This window comes from Pseudomonas sp. FEMGT703P (genome assembly GCF_002786345.1).
Lineage (GTDB): Bacteria > Pseudomonadota > Gammaproteobacteria > Pseudomonadales > Pseudomonadaceae > Aquipseudomonas > Aquipseudomonas peli.
The window spans coordinates 312,948-329,025 of the sequence record NZ_PGCM01000012.1 but is presented as its reverse complement, the minus strand read 5'-3'; the positions used below and the strand labels follow the sequence as shown (position 1 = coordinate 329,025).

Genomic DNA, 16,078 nt, shown 5'->3' with positions numbered 1-16,078 from the left:
AATTAATTGTGTTACTACCATCGAAATAGTCAATGGACACATTAGATCCACTAACTCCGTAGGCAAACAGAATACCGAGCGAACCACTCGATTGATAGAAACCCGCCGACGTTCCTACAAGCCCTGCTAAGCCATTTGACAAGCTCGTATTGCCCCACCAGGGCTGTGACTCTAACAGAGACGAATAGTCGGTATAATTCACGAATTGAGAGCTGATGGAATAGGTGCTTCCGCCATAATTTACGACCACTGTCGGCCGCTCATCAGGCGCAGCCTGTGCCGGGTCAGAATACACATTGGCAAGACAGGCACTGACGACAAGACCGCCCGAAAGCAGTGCTTTGAGATGGCGCATGGAAGAACTCCCCAGTTCATAGTATGAGGGCCAATCTGTAGCCCTACGAATCGGCGGGAGAATAATGCTTGTAATGTCAAAACGCCATAATTAGAGATGATTTTCGCCATACATAAACGACAAAAATGAACGCCAAAAAGGACAGCTCATAGTCCATTTTGTCGAACAGGCATTAATTCCGAATATCCTTTTACTAGTTCAATTGTTTGAGTAGAAACTCTCGCAGTCGCTGACTATCGATTGCACGGCAAATGCCCTCGAGCTGAATCGCCCCTGACTTCCTAGGCACATTCGAATGACTGCACTTGGCCGATGGCCGCCGTTGAAGAGCGACAGCGTTGGGTCGTTCGCTGACAGCCAGAGCTACAAAGCATGAAGCCCAAGCTAGAAATGAAGGGCATGGCAATCTAGTGAGAGTGAAGGATGTGCCCTGCCAACGGACTCAACCTCACCGCCTCTGCCAGATGCTCAGGGGCCAAGTGCGAGTAGCGCATTGTCATAGCCAAACTGGAGTGGCCAAGGATTTTCTGCAGGGTCAGGATGTTGCCGCCCTTCTGTATGAAGTGACTGGCGAAGGTGTGGCGTAGCGCGTGGCTGGCCTGCCCTTTCGGTAGCTGGATTCCTGATCGAACCAGGGCACGACGAAACGAGCTGATTGAGCCAGTGAACAGGCCATGACGCTTCCAGTGTTCCTTTATGAATGTCTCCAGGGCCGGATCAATTGGCACCGTGCGGACACGGCTGGATTTGGTCTTGCTGTAAGTCACCGAACCATTACGCAACCGAGCAGGGATTAACCCTTCTGCCTCAGACCAACGCGCACCAGTGGCAAGGCAAAGCAGAGTGATAGGTTCAACATGCGGGTTATCCGAGTGCTTGCGGATAGCGTCCAGCAGAATGGTTACCTGATCATCTGTAAGCCATGACAATTCACGCTCATCAATGCGGAATGGCTTCACCAGCTCCAATGGGTTGGCGTAGTCGATCTGGCCAAGGCCGCGAAGCTCATTGAACACCGCACGCAGGTAGCCCAACTCATTGTTGAGGGTCTTAGGACTGGTGCCGTTTTCAGAGCGTATACGCCGATCATGGGCGTAAACCGAAGCATCGAGCTTGGCAGCTAACGGGTTACGGAGCCGAACGCATATTGCATCGAGCCTGGCCTTTCGACGTAGACCATCCTTGAGCATGTGGCCGTGCAGGTCATACCAGAGCGTCACCAGCTCCGAAAGTTTGCGCCGATCTGATGCCTTGGGGTTCCAGCCTGCATCCTTGGCTTTGTTGGCCAGAATGAACGTCTCGTAACGCTGGGCTTCACCCTTGGTATCAAAGAGCTTACGGAAGCGTTGACCACGGATCGGCTGAACATCTGCCAACCAACGGCCATCATCGCGCCGTTTGACACTCATACAGCACGACCCCAACGGACGTTGCGCTCTTCCAGCAGCTTTTTGATGTGCTTGTAGATGTCGTGCTCGGTCATGTCCTTGGCGGCGTAATGATCACGAATGACCGGCCAGCATTCCCAAGTTTGCAGCCGATCAAACGCCTTTTTTGCGCCCACTCGCTCCCTTGCCAGCAGGCTTACGAAGTTTCCCAGGAAGAGTTCGACGTTCTTGCCCGAGAAGCCACGGGAGGTCTTGTAGTAGCGCTTGTATTCAGTGTTCTCAAGCAGCGAATCAACTGGTAGGTCCACACGTACGTCCTCGCGAATAAGTGTCCAAATGGGGGCGAAGTAGCCCGGTCGGCTCAACAACTTGAATTGCCCCAGCCCATAGCGCCACAGGCCGTCCAGATGCCCGGAGAAAGCCGCAAACGAGCGGGTGTCGATGGCTTCACCGGTTTTCACATCCAGGGAACCGCTGGCAAATTGCTGGATGATCGAATGGTGATAACGCAGCTCTACGCGCCATACCGGCTGGGCTGGGTCATAGTTCTCGGGGTCGTTGTCGTCGAAGCTGTCGCGACGCTTCCAGACGCTTTCCCAGTAGTCGAGCTTGTCCGTGGCCTTGGCCTGCTCGGTCTTGTTGTAGATACACAGCTGGATGCCACTGGCTGAACCAAACATCGAGGTTTCACCGCGGCCATAGGTGCTGGACTTGGTAGCCCAGTTGATTTCACTGATGCCCGATATGTCGCGTTGAGTCCGGGCTTTGCAGTGCATGCGGGCCACCAGATCGGCGGGAGGCGTCCAGCCCTGCAGGTCTAATGCAAGGTGGACGGCACACTGGTTGATTTCCACATGGGTCATCACCTGGGACGCATAGAAATCCAAGCGATCCTGCAGACGCTCAGGTGACAGGCTGTCGATTGCATGGGGTGACACTTCGATTTTCAGATGGGGGCCGATGTTCTCCAGCTTGGCGTTGAAGTTCTTCACCAGCAGGATGATGCCCAGGTCTGCATTCTGCAGCTTGTACTGATACCCGGAGTCGCGCCCTACCCGTCCCGAGTGCCAACGCTGGCCCGCAAAATCGACCATGACGCCCGGCACTTCAAATAGCGCCATGACCTCCGGGCGGATCAGCCCTTTGTACAGCTGGCGCACGGTATCGACGCCGCAACGGAGCAGGCGAACACCTGACAAGTCGGTGAACGTGACGTTGCCAGGGTCAACAAACAGACGCCCGTGTTTGTCATCCTCTGCAGTCAGAAGATTCAAACGCTGATGATCTTTTACCATTGTCATTTTCTTCACCTAATGCCAGTTATTGCGGAAGTTCTAAAGTCGTTATCTGACGTGTTACAGGGACGTCAGCGAGCGCGCGGCGCACCTGCGCGCTCGTGCCTCGCGTGCACCCGTGCCAGCGCGCTCGCATCCTTTCTCTTGATCCATCCATAGGCTTACCGGCTTTCCTTCCGGCGCTACGGGTGCTACTCGGCCGCTCCAGGGCGATAGGAGGATCAGCAGCAGAATTAGCGCGAGCAGAGGCGGACGAAAGTCGGGGGCGCGCAGTGGGCGTTGCGGCAGGCGGGAACGCTCAGTGCCGAGCGCATAGGTTTGTTGCGGGTGGCGCTGGCGATACAAGACGAAGCACACCAAGGGCGCTGCCCTTGTCATCCCGCTCTTGCCGCCGAGGGCTCGGGAGCATGGGGTGATGAAGCTACCCCATACTCCCGCAGATAGGCTGTTCATAGGCATACCGCGTCAAGGGTACGCTGCGCCCGTGCTTCCGTTCGACGGAACGGTGGAGCTGTTCCGACGAGCCGGGAGCGCGGCCCCTGACACGGCCAACGAAGAGGGTCGGGTCATACGGTCCAGTACGTTGCCGGAACTCTGCCGGTCGCGGTGCCGTATCGCCCGAATGGTTCGGATATCCGTGAAGAACACTTCGTTAGGGTGCGCCTCAGTGTTGCTAACTTCGATAACCAGGAAGTAGCCATGCTTGCAGATGCCTTCCATAGGCAGCACGACACCAACGATGTGCATGCACTGCCAGAACGAGTCCGGCTCCTGTCGCCAACCTTGCTCGATCAGCACGGTTTTGCCGAGGTAGGTCAGAGCGGTGGCGAGATCTACTGGCGAGTTCTGATCAACCATGGCTGCGGCCCTCAATCTGATCGGCAACTCGAATGGACAGAATGTCGTTAAAGGGCACCTCAGACGGTGTGCGACCATCGGGGGGCAGGCTCATGGTCATGAAATACGGAAAGTCCCACACACCGTCCTTGGTCAGTACAAGGCCAACGATATGCATGGAGCACCAGTAAGGCGGCTCGTCTTCATCCATGATGAGTTCCAGCTGTACGGCTTGGCCCACATAGGCCATGGCGGTGGCGGTATCGAACTGAACCGGTGGCTTACGCATGGCTGTAGTCCCCCGCTTTGAACTCCTTTTTGCCCTTGAGCAGATCCGCACGCAGGCGGGCAAGATTGACCATGCGGAAGTCAGCCAGCCGCATGCTGGGGACGGTGCCGTTGTCCACCCAGTCGATTGCCTCTTCGATGGATATGCCGCTCATTTCGGCGAAGGTCTTCACGCTGCACAGATCCAGGCTGTCATCACTGATCATGGGGTTACCTCCGGCTTTGGCTGTTCCTTGGCGAAGCTGGCTTCCAGGCGGATGACCAGTTCAGCGTTCATCGAGCGGCGCGCAGCCTGGGCGGCTTGTTCGATTTGAATGCGCAGCGCTGGCGGCACGCGCAGCTTGAATTGCGGGTCAGTTCGGCTCATGCGCCTTACTCCTCTTCAAGCAGCTGCTGCACCAGCCGCGCGACATTAACCATGGTGCGTTTGCCAACCTTCTTTGAAGGCAGGTAGCCGCGTTCCACCCAGGAACGAACGACAATTGGCTCATCGCCCATGCCGATCCACTCGGCGAACTTCGGCCAGGGCATCAAGGGCGGCGCACCGTGCAGCTTTTGAGGGTCGAGACCTTCCGTATCCATAAGCTTTAATCCACTATGTTCAGCATTAATCCCACTCGAAATGGGAAATATTTAACCACTGAGGAATTATTTACCACCGTGATTCAGTGGTCAAATATTTCCCAAACATAGTTTTCTATATGACGACAGCAGCAGATAGAGCTCGCCTATTACTGAAGAAGCTAGGTCCCAAAAAGACCAGCGAGCACGGTGGGGACTACGAGAGATGGCGAAGCGTGAGCAAAGGGATCGTGAGAGTCAGCACTGAAGAGATAGATGTGCTGGTGAAGATCTACCCGCAATACGCCCTATGGCTGGCAAGCGGCCAGATTGCTCCAGAGGTCGGGCAAACCAGTCCGGACTACGACGAAGCCAACCGAAACTTGAGCCAACCCAACGCGGGATAGCGATCACATACAAAGTAGCGAATAGCTGGTTTAGAAAGCGTAATCGCTGCTAGTTAAAAATCGCCCCTGCCAAGAAAAACCAATTAAAAATATAAGCCTAAGAATATAGGGACATAAATATGGCTAAGGTAGAAGTTAATGCAAAAGGAATTAAAAATAGGCTAAGAACGGTAAAACCATATAGAGCAATAGCCGAGTACATATGGAACGGATTAGACGCCGGCGCAAACAATATAGAAATTGATTATGATTGTAATTCACTAGGAACAATCCATAGCCTAACAATCAAAGATAACGGCGCCGGCATACCTTTCGATGAAGTAGAGAGGAAATTCACCCCAGTATTATCCTCTGAAAAGTATGAGCAAGAGGTTCAACATAGCCTTGTACACGGTAGGAATGGTCTGGGTCGATTAACATTTCACCACTTCGCACAAAAGGCCAAGTGGGAAACTTGCTATGTCGAAGAAGATAAATTCTTAAGTTACGAAATAGCCGTTGATGCTGATGAAATTGACAACTACCTTCCTACAGATAAAAAAGAGTCACCAAAAAGAACAACTGGCACGACTATAAGCTTTGAGAACATCTTCGGACTCTCCGATTACTACATAGAGAACGAAGTTTCTAGCTTCTTAAGAAAAGAATTTGCTTGGATTCTAGAGCTGAAAAAAGACAGCGGGATACTCATCAAGATAAAAGGAGCTCCGCTTGAATATGAAAGCATCATCAAAGATAGAGAAACCATCTGCATAGAAATAAAATCACAGTCGTTCGAAGTAAATTTTATCAGATGGGAAACAAAACTTAACAAGCACTTTTCTAGATATTATTGTAAAGACATCGATGGGAATTTTAAATACTCTCGACCTACAACCCTAAACAACCAAGGTGATAATTTTTATCACAGCCTTTACATAACAAGCAGCTTCTTCAATGAGTTCACCAGCAGCACTAAGAAGGCACAAACAGACTTATTATCAAACAGCGATCAATCTGAAGAATTCAAAGAACTGATAAAAAAGACTAACGAATTTTTAAGAGCAAAAAGAAAGCCTTTCATAGTCAACCACGCAAAAAAGTTAGCCGATGAATACGAGAGTGATGGAATATTCCCTGAGTTCAACTCAAAGAATCGATGGGAGCAGATGCGGCACGAAGACCTTAAAGAGACAATAATACAACTGTACCAAGTTGAACCTAAAATATTCTCAAGCTTAAACAAAATCCAAAAGAAAACATTTATAAGTTTTATTGCACTGGCGGTTGACTCCGGCGAAGTAGATGATCTTTTTGACATACTCGATGGTGTAATAGGTCTCAGCTCTGCAGAGCGGACAAAATTCGCCAGGCAGTTAAAAACAACCCAGATGTCATCTATCGTCAACACGATAGAAATGATAAGTGACAGATATAAGTCCGTAGCAGAATTCAAGAAGCTAGTATTCGATCCGACGATGTACGCAGGCGAAGTACCTCACCTTCAAAAAATGATGGAAAGGAACTACTGGCTTATTGGAGAAGAGTACTTGATGCTCACCGCAGCCGAGCCTAAATTTGAAGAAGCGCTTAGGAGGTATACGCACCTTCTAAACGGAAACAAAGACGAAATAAAAATAGAACACGAAAGCAGAAATAGAGAAATGGACATATTCCTTGTTCGACAAGGAAAAAAGCAAAAGAAAATAGAGAATATTATTCTTGAATTAAAGCACCCGGTTAATATTCGCCTTGGAAAAAGACAGTTCGACCAAATTTATGACTACTATCAGGTTATAAAATCAGTAGACCAATTCAATGCTTCGAATATGGAGTGGAAGTTTTACTTAATTGGCAATGACTTCGACTCGACTGGATATATTGAAAGCCAAATAAACAGCCTAAAATCACATGGAGAGCCTGGATTAATATTCTTCGGTGAATACAAAATATATGCATTCAAGTGGAGTGAGATATTCACCGAGTTTGAGCTTAATCATGACTTCTTGAATAAGAATTTAAAGCTTGAACTAGATAGACTGGCAGAAAACGAACACGATACAGCTGATGAGATAGTTAATAATCAACGCACATCTGATGCAGCAATTGAATACTCTATTTCGACGCAGTAATTGCCCCTGCAAAAACTGCTTATTTGCTATCAATGCATCCTGAGTGAAAAAATTAGAAAAATGGACGGATTTATTTATTGGTCACAGCACCTGCAGAAAAATAAATCCGCATTCTTTCTCCATTTACCAAATAAGAAACTTTAAGACTTATAATAACGCTAATTCTAGCGACAACCTAGAGATCCCTAGACGCTGATGTGCGCGAGCACATGAAGCCATGTGCGATTAAAGCAATGAAGTTATTTCAGAATACTCACAACTGCTTAATAATCCTCACAAAACATTGCCAAACATGCACATCAGCTATATCTAGCACTATATGTTAGCCTTATTTCATTACATGCTCGCACTGGGACACCAGCTTTGTGAAGAACATTACTGGGGAAAATTATAGCTCTACCAGGCCTTACTGATATAGCTGCTTCTGACTCGCCTTTCGAATTATACAAAATAACTTCCCCTCCCCACTCAGGAGCCCAACTAGAGTTAACAAAATACAAAGCCGTTATATGATCTTCTACTGTAGTATCGACATGCGCAAATGTTTGCGCACCATATCTAATATAATTCCCAACAACCCTATACAATAATTTATCCTCACCTGAAACAGAATTAACTACACCCAGAAGAACTCGCCCTAAATTACTCCCTCCAAAATCAGTCTTATCCAACTCAAACATTATCTCTCGATGTTTGTAAGTCTCATCGGAAGATGCGCCCAATACCGTAAAGTCAGCCAACATGGTTGCCTTATGAATATTAACCACATCCTCTCCTTCAAGAACCCCATCGACAACAAAGAACTCAACTCCGTCTATTTCTCTTCTCTCAACATTCATATATTTACCATGTATTGAATCTTACATTTAAAGTAATTCTAACCTCCCGACAGGTTCTGCTAGGTACTCCTGGCCGATGAATATTTTTACTACCAAACGCTATGATTCTCCCAGGCTTAACCCCAATACAGTACTTTGCATCGACCGCCCCATCATAGAAGTATGTCTCACCGCCCCAATCTTTTTCCCATACCTCATTAGCAAATAACAAAATAGATACACTTTCTCCTTCTTCCACATAATCCTCATGAGGATAAACTGTATCACCATATTGGAAAACATTAGCAAACACTCTTGATAACTTAACTCGCCTGACACCTAACTTATGCTCCGCAATCTCCCTAAATAACGGATATAACTTGTTACCCATAAAGTCATTGCAATCAAGTTCTGCCTGTAAATAGTCACAAGGCACGGAAACATTTCCATTTAATTTACTTGGATCAGCGATCCTCCATGCTCTATATGGCGCTGAAGCTAAACTAACATAAAGCAAGTGAAGATCTTCCCGTGACAATAAATCATCAAAACTTGACACGCTTGCTGTTAACGCATCGGGGAAGACGTAAGCTCTCTCCGAATTTAATACACGATTGGAAATAGTCATTTAAAACCCAGAGTCCTTCATCTTCACTAATAATCTAACTGGATCAACCACACCTTGACCAACATGCGCAACAGCATCTTGCAATGCAGAAAGTCGCTGAGCCGATCCAGAGTTACTAGAAAAATCTTCAAGATTTACTACTCTAGTTGCAACTATGTACCCTTCTAGAACGACATATACAGCCACATGAGTAAGATCCTTACCTAATGCAAGCGAATTGCTTAACCAAGAAACGGGCTTTCCTTGAAATTCAGTTGCATGCTCCAAAGAACCACTAACGGATAACGGAAGAGTAACGTGCCCCAATCCTTGCTCCGAATATTTCACTGAGGCAGGAGCGCCTACTTGTGGCTCTTCAGCCCGAAACAAAGCATTTGGGACAAATGTAAAACTCGAAAGCTCGTACATACCATTACTGGAGGGGAGAATAGTTCCCTGTGGATCAAAGAAAGGGATAACTGGTGAGTTAGCTTCTTGAGTAAGGCTCTTCATATTAATACGCTCCTATGTGAAAGTTAGCTGAATCCACTACTCTATAGCAATTAAGATAATTTCTTGTAAAACAGTCCATACCTACGAAAACACATTGAATATCTTATTAACGCCATACACCTCCATAAACACACAATGCAATCTTGGTATTATTGCAGCTTGGTAATTACTGACAAACAACAAACCTCAAGTCACCCGACAAAGAAATTTATTATTTTGAAAGTCCTAGCTTGCAAGTATCCACGAATGAAAAGCTCGGCTTATAGAGGCGCAGAACAGCATGAAATACCATGCGCACCTACTACTATGAAACCTTGATGGCTAGACGCTAGTAGCAGGTCTTAAGGCTGTCTAGCTAACATGTCGAAAAAGTGTCGAAATCACAGCGAAGAAAAGCGGATCAAAGCGGGTGTGTGTTAGCTAGAGCCCAGGAATAGCAAGGCTTTGCGGGATAACGCATGCAGAAACAGAGGGTTCGATTACCTCGGCGAAAATGAGAGTCCCAAAAGTGTCACAGTCACAGCAAGGCAAAGCGGAAAAATGCGGGATAGCACGAAACGTAACCATCTGATTTACTTGGCATAGCGGATTTTAGAGGTTTATTGCGAGGCGTCAGGAATGGGTTCAAATCCCCCCGGCCCACCAAATAAACATCTAAAGACGTCCACGGACGTCTTTTTTTGTGCCCGAAATTCTGTAAGTTCGATGCTTTAAGCGCCTTACCCTCGCGCCTGTTGTTTGTTTGACGCAGGTATCGCAATGCCAATCGCAACCGGCACGCCCATGCAGTCGCAACTCGATCCGCGCTTCTACTACCTAGCGAATTTCCGTCAGGCCCTCACCTGGCTGCAGAAGCGCTATGCCGATCTGCTGAGCGAGGCAGAGCATGAGTTTGTTCGGCAGTTCTTCGCCCTGGATACGCCCTCCCAGGCCCTGCTGGTGCGGATGATCATGCGCAAGGGCAGCCACTTTCGGCTGAGCAAGTTGAGTTACGAGGAAATCGGTTGCGCGCGCCAGGCGGCAACTCCGCTGCTTGAGGCGGGCTGGGTGCGGCATGACGCAGAACTCTCCCTGGAGGAGCTGTTCAAGCTGCTGCGCAAGGATGAAGTGCTCCAGCATCTGGCTGGCCACCGCTCACGGAAGTCGCAGAACAAATCCGAGCTGTTGACGCAACTGACCGAGACTTGTGCCGAGCCACGCGCCTTTGCCGCCTGGTGCCCGGGCAGTGAGGAGCAGATTGTCTCCCTGACTATTGATGCCCTGTGCGAGCGTCTGCGCCTGATGTTCTTCGGCAACCTGCGCCAGGACTGGTCAGAGTTCGTTCTCGCCGAGCTCGGTATCTTTCGCTATGAGCGCGTTGAGTTGACGCCCGACTCGCGAGCCTTTCGCCACCGTGCGGATGTGGACTGCTACCTGCATCTACAACGCAGCCGTGAACAGTTCGAGGCCGGCGAGCCACTTGCAAACGTACTGCAACAGATCAGCGCCCTGGTCTGCGACACCCCCTTCCTGGCCGCGCGACGTAACAAGCTGCTATTCCGCATGGGCCAGCAGCTGGAGCGCGAGGCTGACCTGGAAGGTGCATTGGCGTTCTATACCGACTGCCGTTATGTCGGTGCCCGCCTGCGGCAGATCCGCGTGCTGGAGCGCCTGGGCCGCGCCGAACAAGCCTACAAGCTGACGCTGCAGGCCATCCAGGCACCGGAAAATGATGCTGAAGCCCAGGCGGTGGAGCGCGCGTTGACCCGGCTGGCCCGTCAGCTTGGGCAAGCGCTGCCCGGCAAAGCCAAGCCAATACCACCCGCACGGATTGATCTGAGCCTGCCGAGACCTGAGGCGCAGAGTGTCGAGTTTGCCGTCAAAGCTCATCTGCACGAGCCCGACGCGCCGGTTCATTACGTCGAAAACAGCCTGATCTGCAGCCTGTTCGGCCTGCTCTGCTGGCAGGCCATCTTCGCGCCGGTGCCAGGGGCATTCTTCCACCCGTTCCACACGGCCCCGGTTGATCTGTTCAGTGCCGACTTCCATACTCAGCGCGAAGAGCTGTTTGCCAGCTGCATGGCTCACCTCGACTCGGATACCTATAAGCAGGTGATCCGCGAAAACTACGCAGCCAAATTCGGCATTCAGTCGCCATTCGTATTCTGGGCCGCACTGGATCAGACCTTGCTGGAGCAGGCGCTCGACTGCCTGCCCGCCGCGCATCTGCGCGCCTGGTTCAAGCGCCTGCTGCTGGACATCAAAGCCAATCGCGCGGGCATGCCCGACCTGATCCAGTTCTGGCCGGCCGAGCAGCGCTACCGAATGATTGAAGTGAAAGGCCCAGGCGACCGCCTGCAAGACAACCAACGGCGCTGGCTGGCCTTCTGCGCTGAGCACGGCATGCCGGTGGATGTGTGTTACGTGCAGTGGGCCGACGCATGAACTATCAGGTCGCGGTGCGCGCGTTGTGCGAATTTACCGCCAAGGTCGGCGACCTCGACTTGCGCTTTACCCCCTCGCCCACCGCCCAGGAAGGCATGACCGGCCACGCCATCGTGGTCGCCAGGCGCGGTCCGACTTACTACGCTGAATTGCCACTGAGTGGCGAATATCAGGGTTTGCAGGTACGCGGCCGAGCGGACGGTTACGACCCGGATGAAAACCTGCTGGAGGAGATCAAGACCCACAGGGGCGATATCAGCCGCATTCCGGAAAACCATCGCCTGCTGCACTGGGCACAGGCCAAGGTCTACGGCTGGCTGCTCTGCTGTGAACGCGACATGCCAGAGATCAATCTGGCAGTGGTCTACTTCAATGTCATCACCCAGCATGAAACCGCCTTCCACCTCACCGCCACAGCGGATGAACTGCGTAAGTTCTTCGAGCTGCAGTGCAGCCTATATATCCGCTGGGCCGAGTACGAACGCGAGCACCGCCGCCAGCGCGATGAGGCGCTGGGACGCCTGCGTTTTCCGCATGCAGAGTTTCGCAGCGGTCAACGCCAGCTGGCCAACCAGGTCTACCGCGCCACGCGTGACGGTCACTGCTTGATGGCCCAGGCCACCACCGGCATTGGTAAAACCCTCGGCACCCTGTTTCCGCAGCTCAAGGCATTCCCCGAACAGCAGCTGGATCGGTTGTTTTTTCTCACCGCCAAAACCCCAGGCCGCCGCCTGGCGCTGGATGCGCTGGCCACCTTGCGCAGCCAGGAAGAGGCGATGCCGCTGCGGGTACTGGAGCATGTGGCGCGCGACAAGGCCTGCGAAAACCCCGACAAAGCCTGCCATGGCGACTCCTGCCCGCTAGCCAAAGGTTTTTACGACCGCTTACCCGCCGCCCGCCAAGCCGCGCTCGAAGGCCAGTGGCTAAGCCATGAAAGCGTGCGGGCAACCGCCCTAGCGCATCAGATCTGTCCTTATTACCTGAGCCAGGAGCTGTGCCGCTGGGCGGATGTAGTGGTCTGCGATTACAACTATTACTTCGACATGGGCGGCCTGCTGTATGGCCTCACCCTGCTCAATGAGTGGCGTATCACCCTGCTGGTGGATGAGGCTCACAATCTGATCGAGCGCGCGCGCGGCATGTACACCGCTGAGCTCAATCAACAACGCTTTGAAGCGGTACGGCGTATCGCGCCGAGCGTGATGAAGGCGCCGCTGGAGCGTATCAGCCGGCACTGGCGGCAGCTTGAGCGCGACCAGGAAGTGGCGTATCAGGTCTACCCCACCGCGCCGGACCTGTTCGTCATGGCGCTGCAAAAGGCCGTCAGCACCCTCACCGACCACCTGAGCGAGCAGCCGGCTGGTAATGCCAGCGAGCTGCTGCACTTCTACCTCGATGCCATGCTGTTCTGCCGGCTGGCCGAGGCCTTTGGCGCGCACTCGCTGTTCGATATCAGCCGCGACGAGGGCAGTGGCCAATCGGTGTCCACCCTGTGCATCCGTAATATCGTGCCTGCGCCGTTTCTCGCCCCGCGCTTCGACGAGGCCCACAGCTGCACACTGTTTTCCGCCACCCTGAGTCCGGCGAACTATTACGCCGACCTGCTCGGCCTGCCGGAAGAAACACCCTGGATCGATGTGGAATCGCCCTTTAGCGCCGAGCAGCTGCACGTTCAGGCCGTCAGCAACCTGTCCACACGCTACGCCCATCGCGACTACTCGCTAGCGCCCATTGCGGCCCTGATTGCCCGCCAGTACGCGGAAAAACCGGGAAACTACCTGGCCTTTTTCAGCAGTTACACCTATCTGCAGGCAGTGCTGCAGGAGCTGCAGATGGCGCACCCGCAGATCCCGGTATGGCAGCAATCGCGGCAAATGGATGAAGTCGAGCGCCAGGCCTTTCTTGATCGGTTCTCCAGCACGGGCCGCGGCATCGGTTTTGCCGTGTTAGGCGGCGCCTTTGGCGAAGGCATCGACCTGCCCGGCGATAGACTGATTGGAGCGTTTATCGCCACCCTTGGCCTGCCACAGATCAACCCGGTCAATGAAGAGATCAAACAGCGCATGGAGGTGATGTTCGGCAGCAACAACGGCTATGGCTACACCTACCTCTACCCGGGTTTGCAGAAGGTCGTGCAGGCCGCCGGCCGGGTTATTCGCACTGTCAAAGACCAGGGCGTGGTCTATCTGATCGATGACCGCTTCAACCAGCCGGCCATCCGCAAACTCCTGCCCACCTGGTGGAAGGTCGAACGCTGCCGTTTGCCGTTAAACAAGGACCCGGTTCTCTAGCCGCGCATGCCGTTCATTGTCGGCCTGCTTTGCGCTCAGCCAGGTAAGCAATGACCGCCGCCTGGTCACCGGCAAACTCGATGCGCGCCGCCTTGCTTTCGCGCTGGTAGGCGTACATCGGGTCGTAGTATTCGCGCAGCAGCCCGGCAATCCAGTCGCGGTGCAGCGCAACCGTCCCGCTACGCTGCTGGTCCAGCGCCGCCTGCATGATGGCCACTAGGCGCTGGTAGCGCTCACCACCCAGGCGTTTCTGGATATTGCTCAGGCTTTGCAGCAGGCGCTCGGCGTAAAGCCGAAAGCCCTCATCCTCACCGTGCAGGGCAGTAAATTCGGCGCACAGGTTGACCACATAATCGCGCAGGATGCGCTCCACGCGGTCCTCGAAGGCATCTTCCAGCCACACCAGCGGGTACTGCTGCATGCCCTGGTACAGCGCCAGCGGCACGGTGCAACTGCCGACCATGCGTCCTTCGTCTTCCAGTACAAACTGCTCGGTGCCACGGGCGCGCTGCTTGAGCAGATCGATGGCCAAACGGTTTTCAAAGTCGATCGGTGCCGGCTGGCCGCTGGCGCGTTTGCCGAAGCTGGAGCCACGGTGGTTGGCGTGGCCCTCCAGGTCCAGGCTGTTGCTCAGCTGCACCAGCACGTCGGTTTTGCCGGTGCCAGTAAGGCCGCCGAGGATCACGAAATCACACTCGGCCACGGCTTGCTGGGTGGTTTCCAGCAAAAAAGTACGCATCGCCTTGTAGCCGCCGATTACCCATGGGTAGTCGATACCGGCTTCCGCCAGCCATTGCTGGGTGATCTGCGAGCGCAGGCCACCGCGAAAGCAGTACAGATAGCCGTGCGGATTGGCCTTGGCAAAGGCGGCCCAGGCCGCGACCCGTTCGGCTTTGACCTGGCCGCTGACAAGCTGATGGCCGAGCGCGATGGCGGCGTCCTGGCCATGCTGCTTGTAGCAGGTGCCGACCCGCTGGCGCTCGTTGTCATCCATCAGCGGCAGGTTGAGCGCACCGGGGAAAGCGCCCTTGCTGAACTCGACCGGGGCGCGAGCGTCCATCATCGGCAGATCATTGAGGAAAATGTCGCGGTAGTTGCTGCTGTTGTCGCGCATCACAGCACCTCTACCGCGTAACGCTGTCGCTCAACCAGACGGCCGATGGGCGCCAGGTTCAGGCCCAGCTCGGCGGCCACGGCAAGGAACTCGGCTTCGCCCTCTGGCGTTACGGCGACCAGCAGACCGCCACTGGTTTGCGGGTCACACAGCAGATCACGCTGTTCGTCGGTGATGGGCGCGATCTTCTCGCCGTAGCTGTCGAAGTTGCGCAATGTGCCACCCGGCACGCAGCCCTCGGCCAGGTAGTAGTCGACCCCCGGCAGGCGCGGCACGGCAGCGTAGTCGAGCTGAGCGGTGAGATTGGCACCGTCAGCCATCTCCACCAAATGACCGAGCAGGCCAAAGCCGGTGACGTCGGTCATCGCGGCAACCCCGGCCAGCTTGCCGAAGCGCGCGCCGGGCTTGTTCAGGGTGCACATCCAGTCGCGCGCCAGGCCTACGTCCTCGGCGCGCAGCTTGGCCTTCTTCTCGGCGGTGGTGAGGATGCCGATGCCCAGCGGCTTGCTCAGGTACAGCTGGCAGCCAGCCGTGGCGGTGTCGTTGCGCTTCATGTGCTTCTTCTCGACCACGCCGGTCACCGCCAGGCCGAAGATCGGCTCCGGTGCATCAATCGAGTGACCGCCAGCCAACGGAATGCCGGCCGCGTCGCACACCGCGCGGCCGCCGCGAATCACTTCGCGGGCCACTTCCGGCGGCAGCAGGTTGACCGGCCAGCCGAGGATGGCGATGGCCATCAGCGGGTCGCCGCCCATGGCGTAGATGTCGCTGATCGCATTGGTGGCGGCGATGCGACCGAAGTCATAGGGGTCGTCGACGATCGGCATAAAGAAGTCGGTGGTCGACACCACCCCGCGCTCGTCGTCCAGGGCATACACCGCCGCATCGTCACGCGAGGCATTGCCGACCCACAGCTTGGGGTCGAGGTTCTGCGCGCCGCTGCCGGCGAGGATCACCTCCAGCACTTTCGGCGAAATCTTGCAGCCGCAGCCGGCCCCGTGGCTGTACTGGGTCAAACGGATCGGCTCGCTCATCGGTAAGGCTCTCGGCAAATCGGAAACAGGCGCGG

16 protein-coding genes are annotated in these 16,078 nt (G+C 53.7%); 4 read left to right on the top strand and 12 right to left on the bottom strand.

Annotation, left to right across the window (positions count from 1 at the left end; genetic code table 11):
* Positions 1-762 precede the first annotated feature (762 nt).
* From CUR33_RS19190 to CUR33_RS19160, 7 genes are all read right to left on the bottom strand, one after another.
* Positions 763-1,764, bottom strand: coding sequence for a phage integrase (locus CUR33_RS19190; RefSeq protein WP_289240616.1), 1,002 nt, complete (start codon positions 1,762-1,764; stop codon positions 763-765).
* Complete coding sequence (locus CUR33_RS19185) at positions 1,761-3,044, bottom strand: hypothetical protein (protein ID WP_289240615.1); 1,284 nt, start codon at positions 3,042-3,044, stop codon at positions 1,761-1,763. The genes CUR33_RS19190 and CUR33_RS19185 overlap by 4 nt, the downstream gene beginning before the upstream one ends.
* A gap of 459 nt (positions 3,045-3,503) precedes the next feature.
* Positions 3,504-3,896, bottom strand: coding sequence for a hypothetical protein (locus CUR33_RS19180; RefSeq protein ID WP_289240614.1), 393 nt, complete (start codon positions 3,894-3,896; stop codon positions 3,504-3,506).
* Positions 3,889-4,164 (bottom strand): hypothetical protein, encoded by a 276-nt coding sequence (locus CUR33_RS19175; protein WP_289240613.1) that lies wholly within the window; start codon positions 4,162-4,164, stop codon positions 3,889-3,891. The genes CUR33_RS19180 and CUR33_RS19175 overlap by 8 nt, the downstream gene beginning before the upstream one ends.
* Positions 4,157-4,369 (bottom strand): hypothetical protein, encoded by a 213-nt coding sequence (locus CUR33_RS19170; protein WP_289240612.1) that lies wholly within the window; start codon positions 4,367-4,369, stop codon positions 4,157-4,159. The genes CUR33_RS19175 and CUR33_RS19170 overlap by 8 nt, the downstream gene beginning before the upstream one ends.
* Positions 4,366-4,530, bottom strand: a complete 165-nt coding sequence (locus tag CUR33_RS19165; RefSeq protein WP_289240611.1) for an Arc family DNA-binding protein — start codon at positions 4,528-4,530, stop codon at positions 4,366-4,368. Before CUR33_RS19165 ends, CUR33_RS19170 begins: the two co-directional genes overlap by 4 nt.
* A 5-nt stretch (positions 4,531-4,535) precedes the next feature.
* A complete protein-coding gene (locus CUR33_RS19160) occupies positions 4,536-4,745 on the bottom strand; it encodes a DNA-binding protein (RefSeq protein ID WP_289240610.1) in 210 nt (69 codons plus the stop codon).
* Between the two features lie 230 nt (positions 4,746-4,975).
* On the opposite strand from CUR33_RS19160, the gene CUR33_RS20620 reads away from it, so the two are divergent.
* Both CUR33_RS20620 and CUR33_RS19150 read left to right on the top strand, forming a co-directional pair.
* Complete coding sequence (locus CUR33_RS20620; RefSeq protein WP_354000955.1) at positions 4,976-5,131, top strand: hypothetical protein; 156 nt, start codon at positions 4,976-4,978, stop codon at positions 5,129-5,131.
* 119 nt (positions 5,132-5,250) lie between these two features.
* Entirely contained in the window at positions 5,251-7,242 is a 1,992-nt protein-coding gene (locus tag CUR33_RS19150; protein ID WP_289240608.1) for an ATP-binding protein, read from the top strand.
* A 299-nt stretch (positions 7,243-7,541) separates the two neighbouring features.
* On the opposite strand, the gene CUR33_RS19145 is transcribed toward CUR33_RS19150, so the two are convergent.
* From CUR33_RS19145 to CUR33_RS19135, 3 genes are read right to left on the bottom strand one after another with little or no spacing between them, the layout of a single operon-like run.
* Entirely contained in the window at positions 7,542-8,081 is a 540-nt protein-coding gene (locus tag CUR33_RS19145) for a 2OG-Fe(II) oxygenase (protein WP_289240607.1), read from the bottom strand.
* A 4-nt stretch (positions 8,082-8,085) separates the two neighbouring features.
* Positions 8,086-8,688, bottom strand: a complete 603-nt coding sequence (locus CUR33_RS19140) for a 2OG-Fe(II) oxygenase (protein ID WP_289240606.1) — start codon at positions 8,686-8,688, stop codon at positions 8,086-8,088.
* Positions 8,689-9,180, bottom strand: a complete 492-nt coding sequence (locus tag CUR33_RS19135; protein WP_289240605.1) for a hypothetical protein — start codon at positions 9,178-9,180, stop codon at positions 8,689-8,691. It lies immediately after the preceding gene.
* A gap of 759 nt (positions 9,181-9,939) precedes the next feature.
* On the opposite strand from CUR33_RS19135, the gene CUR33_RS19130 reads away from it, so the two are divergent.
* Positions 9,940-11,604: a VRR-NUC domain-containing protein gene (locus tag CUR33_RS19130; protein WP_289240604.1), complete on the top strand. Its 1,665-nt coding sequence runs from the start codon at positions 9,940-9,942 to the stop codon at positions 11,602-11,604.
* Positions 11,601-13,895, top strand: coding sequence for an ATP-dependent DNA helicase (locus tag CUR33_RS19125; RefSeq protein WP_289240603.1), 2,295 nt, complete (start codon positions 11,601-11,603; stop codon positions 13,893-13,895). Before CUR33_RS19130 ends, CUR33_RS19125 begins: the two co-directional genes overlap by 4 nt.
* 13 nt (positions 13,896-13,908) lie before the next feature.
* Here CUR33_RS19125 and mnmH read toward each other — a convergent pair whose 3' ends face one another.
* Positions 13,909-15,009, bottom strand: coding sequence for a tRNA 2-selenouridine(34) synthase MnmH (mnmH, locus tag CUR33_RS19120; RefSeq protein ID WP_289240602.1), 1,101 nt, complete (start codon positions 15,007-15,009; stop codon positions 13,909-13,911).
* On the bottom strand, positions 15,009-16,043 hold the full coding sequence (gene selD / locus CUR33_RS19115; RefSeq protein ID WP_289240601.1) for a selenide, water dikinase SelD: 1,035 nt from the start codon (positions 16,041-16,043) through the stop codon (positions 15,009-15,011). The genes mnmH and selD overlap by 1 nt, the downstream gene beginning before the upstream one ends.
* Between the last annotated feature and the right edge of the window lie 35 nt (positions 16,044-16,078).

Excerpts from the sequence above, each read along its gene's own strand:
- CUR33_RS19190 (WP_289240616.1), bottom strand. The coding sequence starts at position 1,764 with ATGAGTGTCAAACGGCGCGATGATGGCCGTTGGTTGGCAGATGTTCAG.
- CUR33_RS19185 (WP_289240615.1), bottom strand. The coding sequence starts at position 3,044 with ATGACAATGGTAAAAGATCATCAGCGTTTGAATCTTCTGACTGCAGAG.
- CUR33_RS19180 (WP_289240614.1), bottom strand. The coding sequence starts at position 3,896 with ATGGTTGATCAGAACTCGCCAGTAGATCTCGCCACCGCTCTGACCTAC.
- CUR33_RS19175 (WP_289240613.1), bottom strand. The coding sequence starts at position 4,164 with ATGCGTAAGCCACCGGTTCAGTTCGATACCGCCACCGCCATGGCCTAT.
- CUR33_RS19170 (WP_289240612.1), bottom strand. The coding sequence starts at position 4,369 with ATGATCAGTGATGACAGCCTGGATCTGTGCAGCGTGAAGACCTTCGCC.
- CUR33_RS19165 (WP_289240611.1), bottom strand. The coding sequence starts at position 4,530 with ATGAGCCGAACTGACCCGCAATTCAAGCTGCGCGTGCCGCCAGCGCTG.
- CUR33_RS19160 (WP_289240610.1), bottom strand. The coding sequence starts at position 4,745 with ATGGATACGGAAGGTCTCGACCCTCAAAAGCTGCACGGTGCGCCGCCC.
- CUR33_RS19150 (WP_289240608.1), top strand. The coding sequence starts at position 5,251 with ATGGCTAAGGTAGAAGTTAATGCAAAAGGAATTAAAAATAGGCTAAGA.
- CUR33_RS19145 (WP_289240607.1), bottom strand. The coding sequence starts at position 8,081 with ATGAATGTTGAGAGAAGAGAAATAGACGGAGTTGAGTTCTTTGTTGTC.
- CUR33_RS19140 (WP_289240606.1), bottom strand. The coding sequence starts at position 8,688 with ATGACTATTTCCAATCGTGTATTAAATTCGGAGAGAGCTTACGTCTTC.
- CUR33_RS19135 (WP_289240605.1), bottom strand. The coding sequence starts at position 9,180 with ATGAAGAGCCTTACTCAAGAAGCTAACTCACCAGTTATCCCTTTCTTT.
- CUR33_RS19130 (WP_289240604.1), top strand. The coding sequence starts at position 9,940 with ATGCCAATCGCAACCGGCACGCCCATGCAGTCGCAACTCGATCCGCGC.
- CUR33_RS19125 (WP_289240603.1), top strand. The coding sequence starts at position 11,601 with ATGAACTATCAGGTCGCGGTGCGCGCGTTGTGCGAATTTACCGCCAAG.
- mnmH (WP_289240602.1), bottom strand. The coding sequence starts at position 15,009 with ATGCGCGACAACAGCAGCAACTACCGCGACATTTTCCTCAATGATCTG.
- selD (WP_289240601.1), bottom strand. The coding sequence starts at position 16,043 with ATGAGCGAGCCGATCCGTTTGACCCAGTACAGCCACGGGGCCGGCTGC.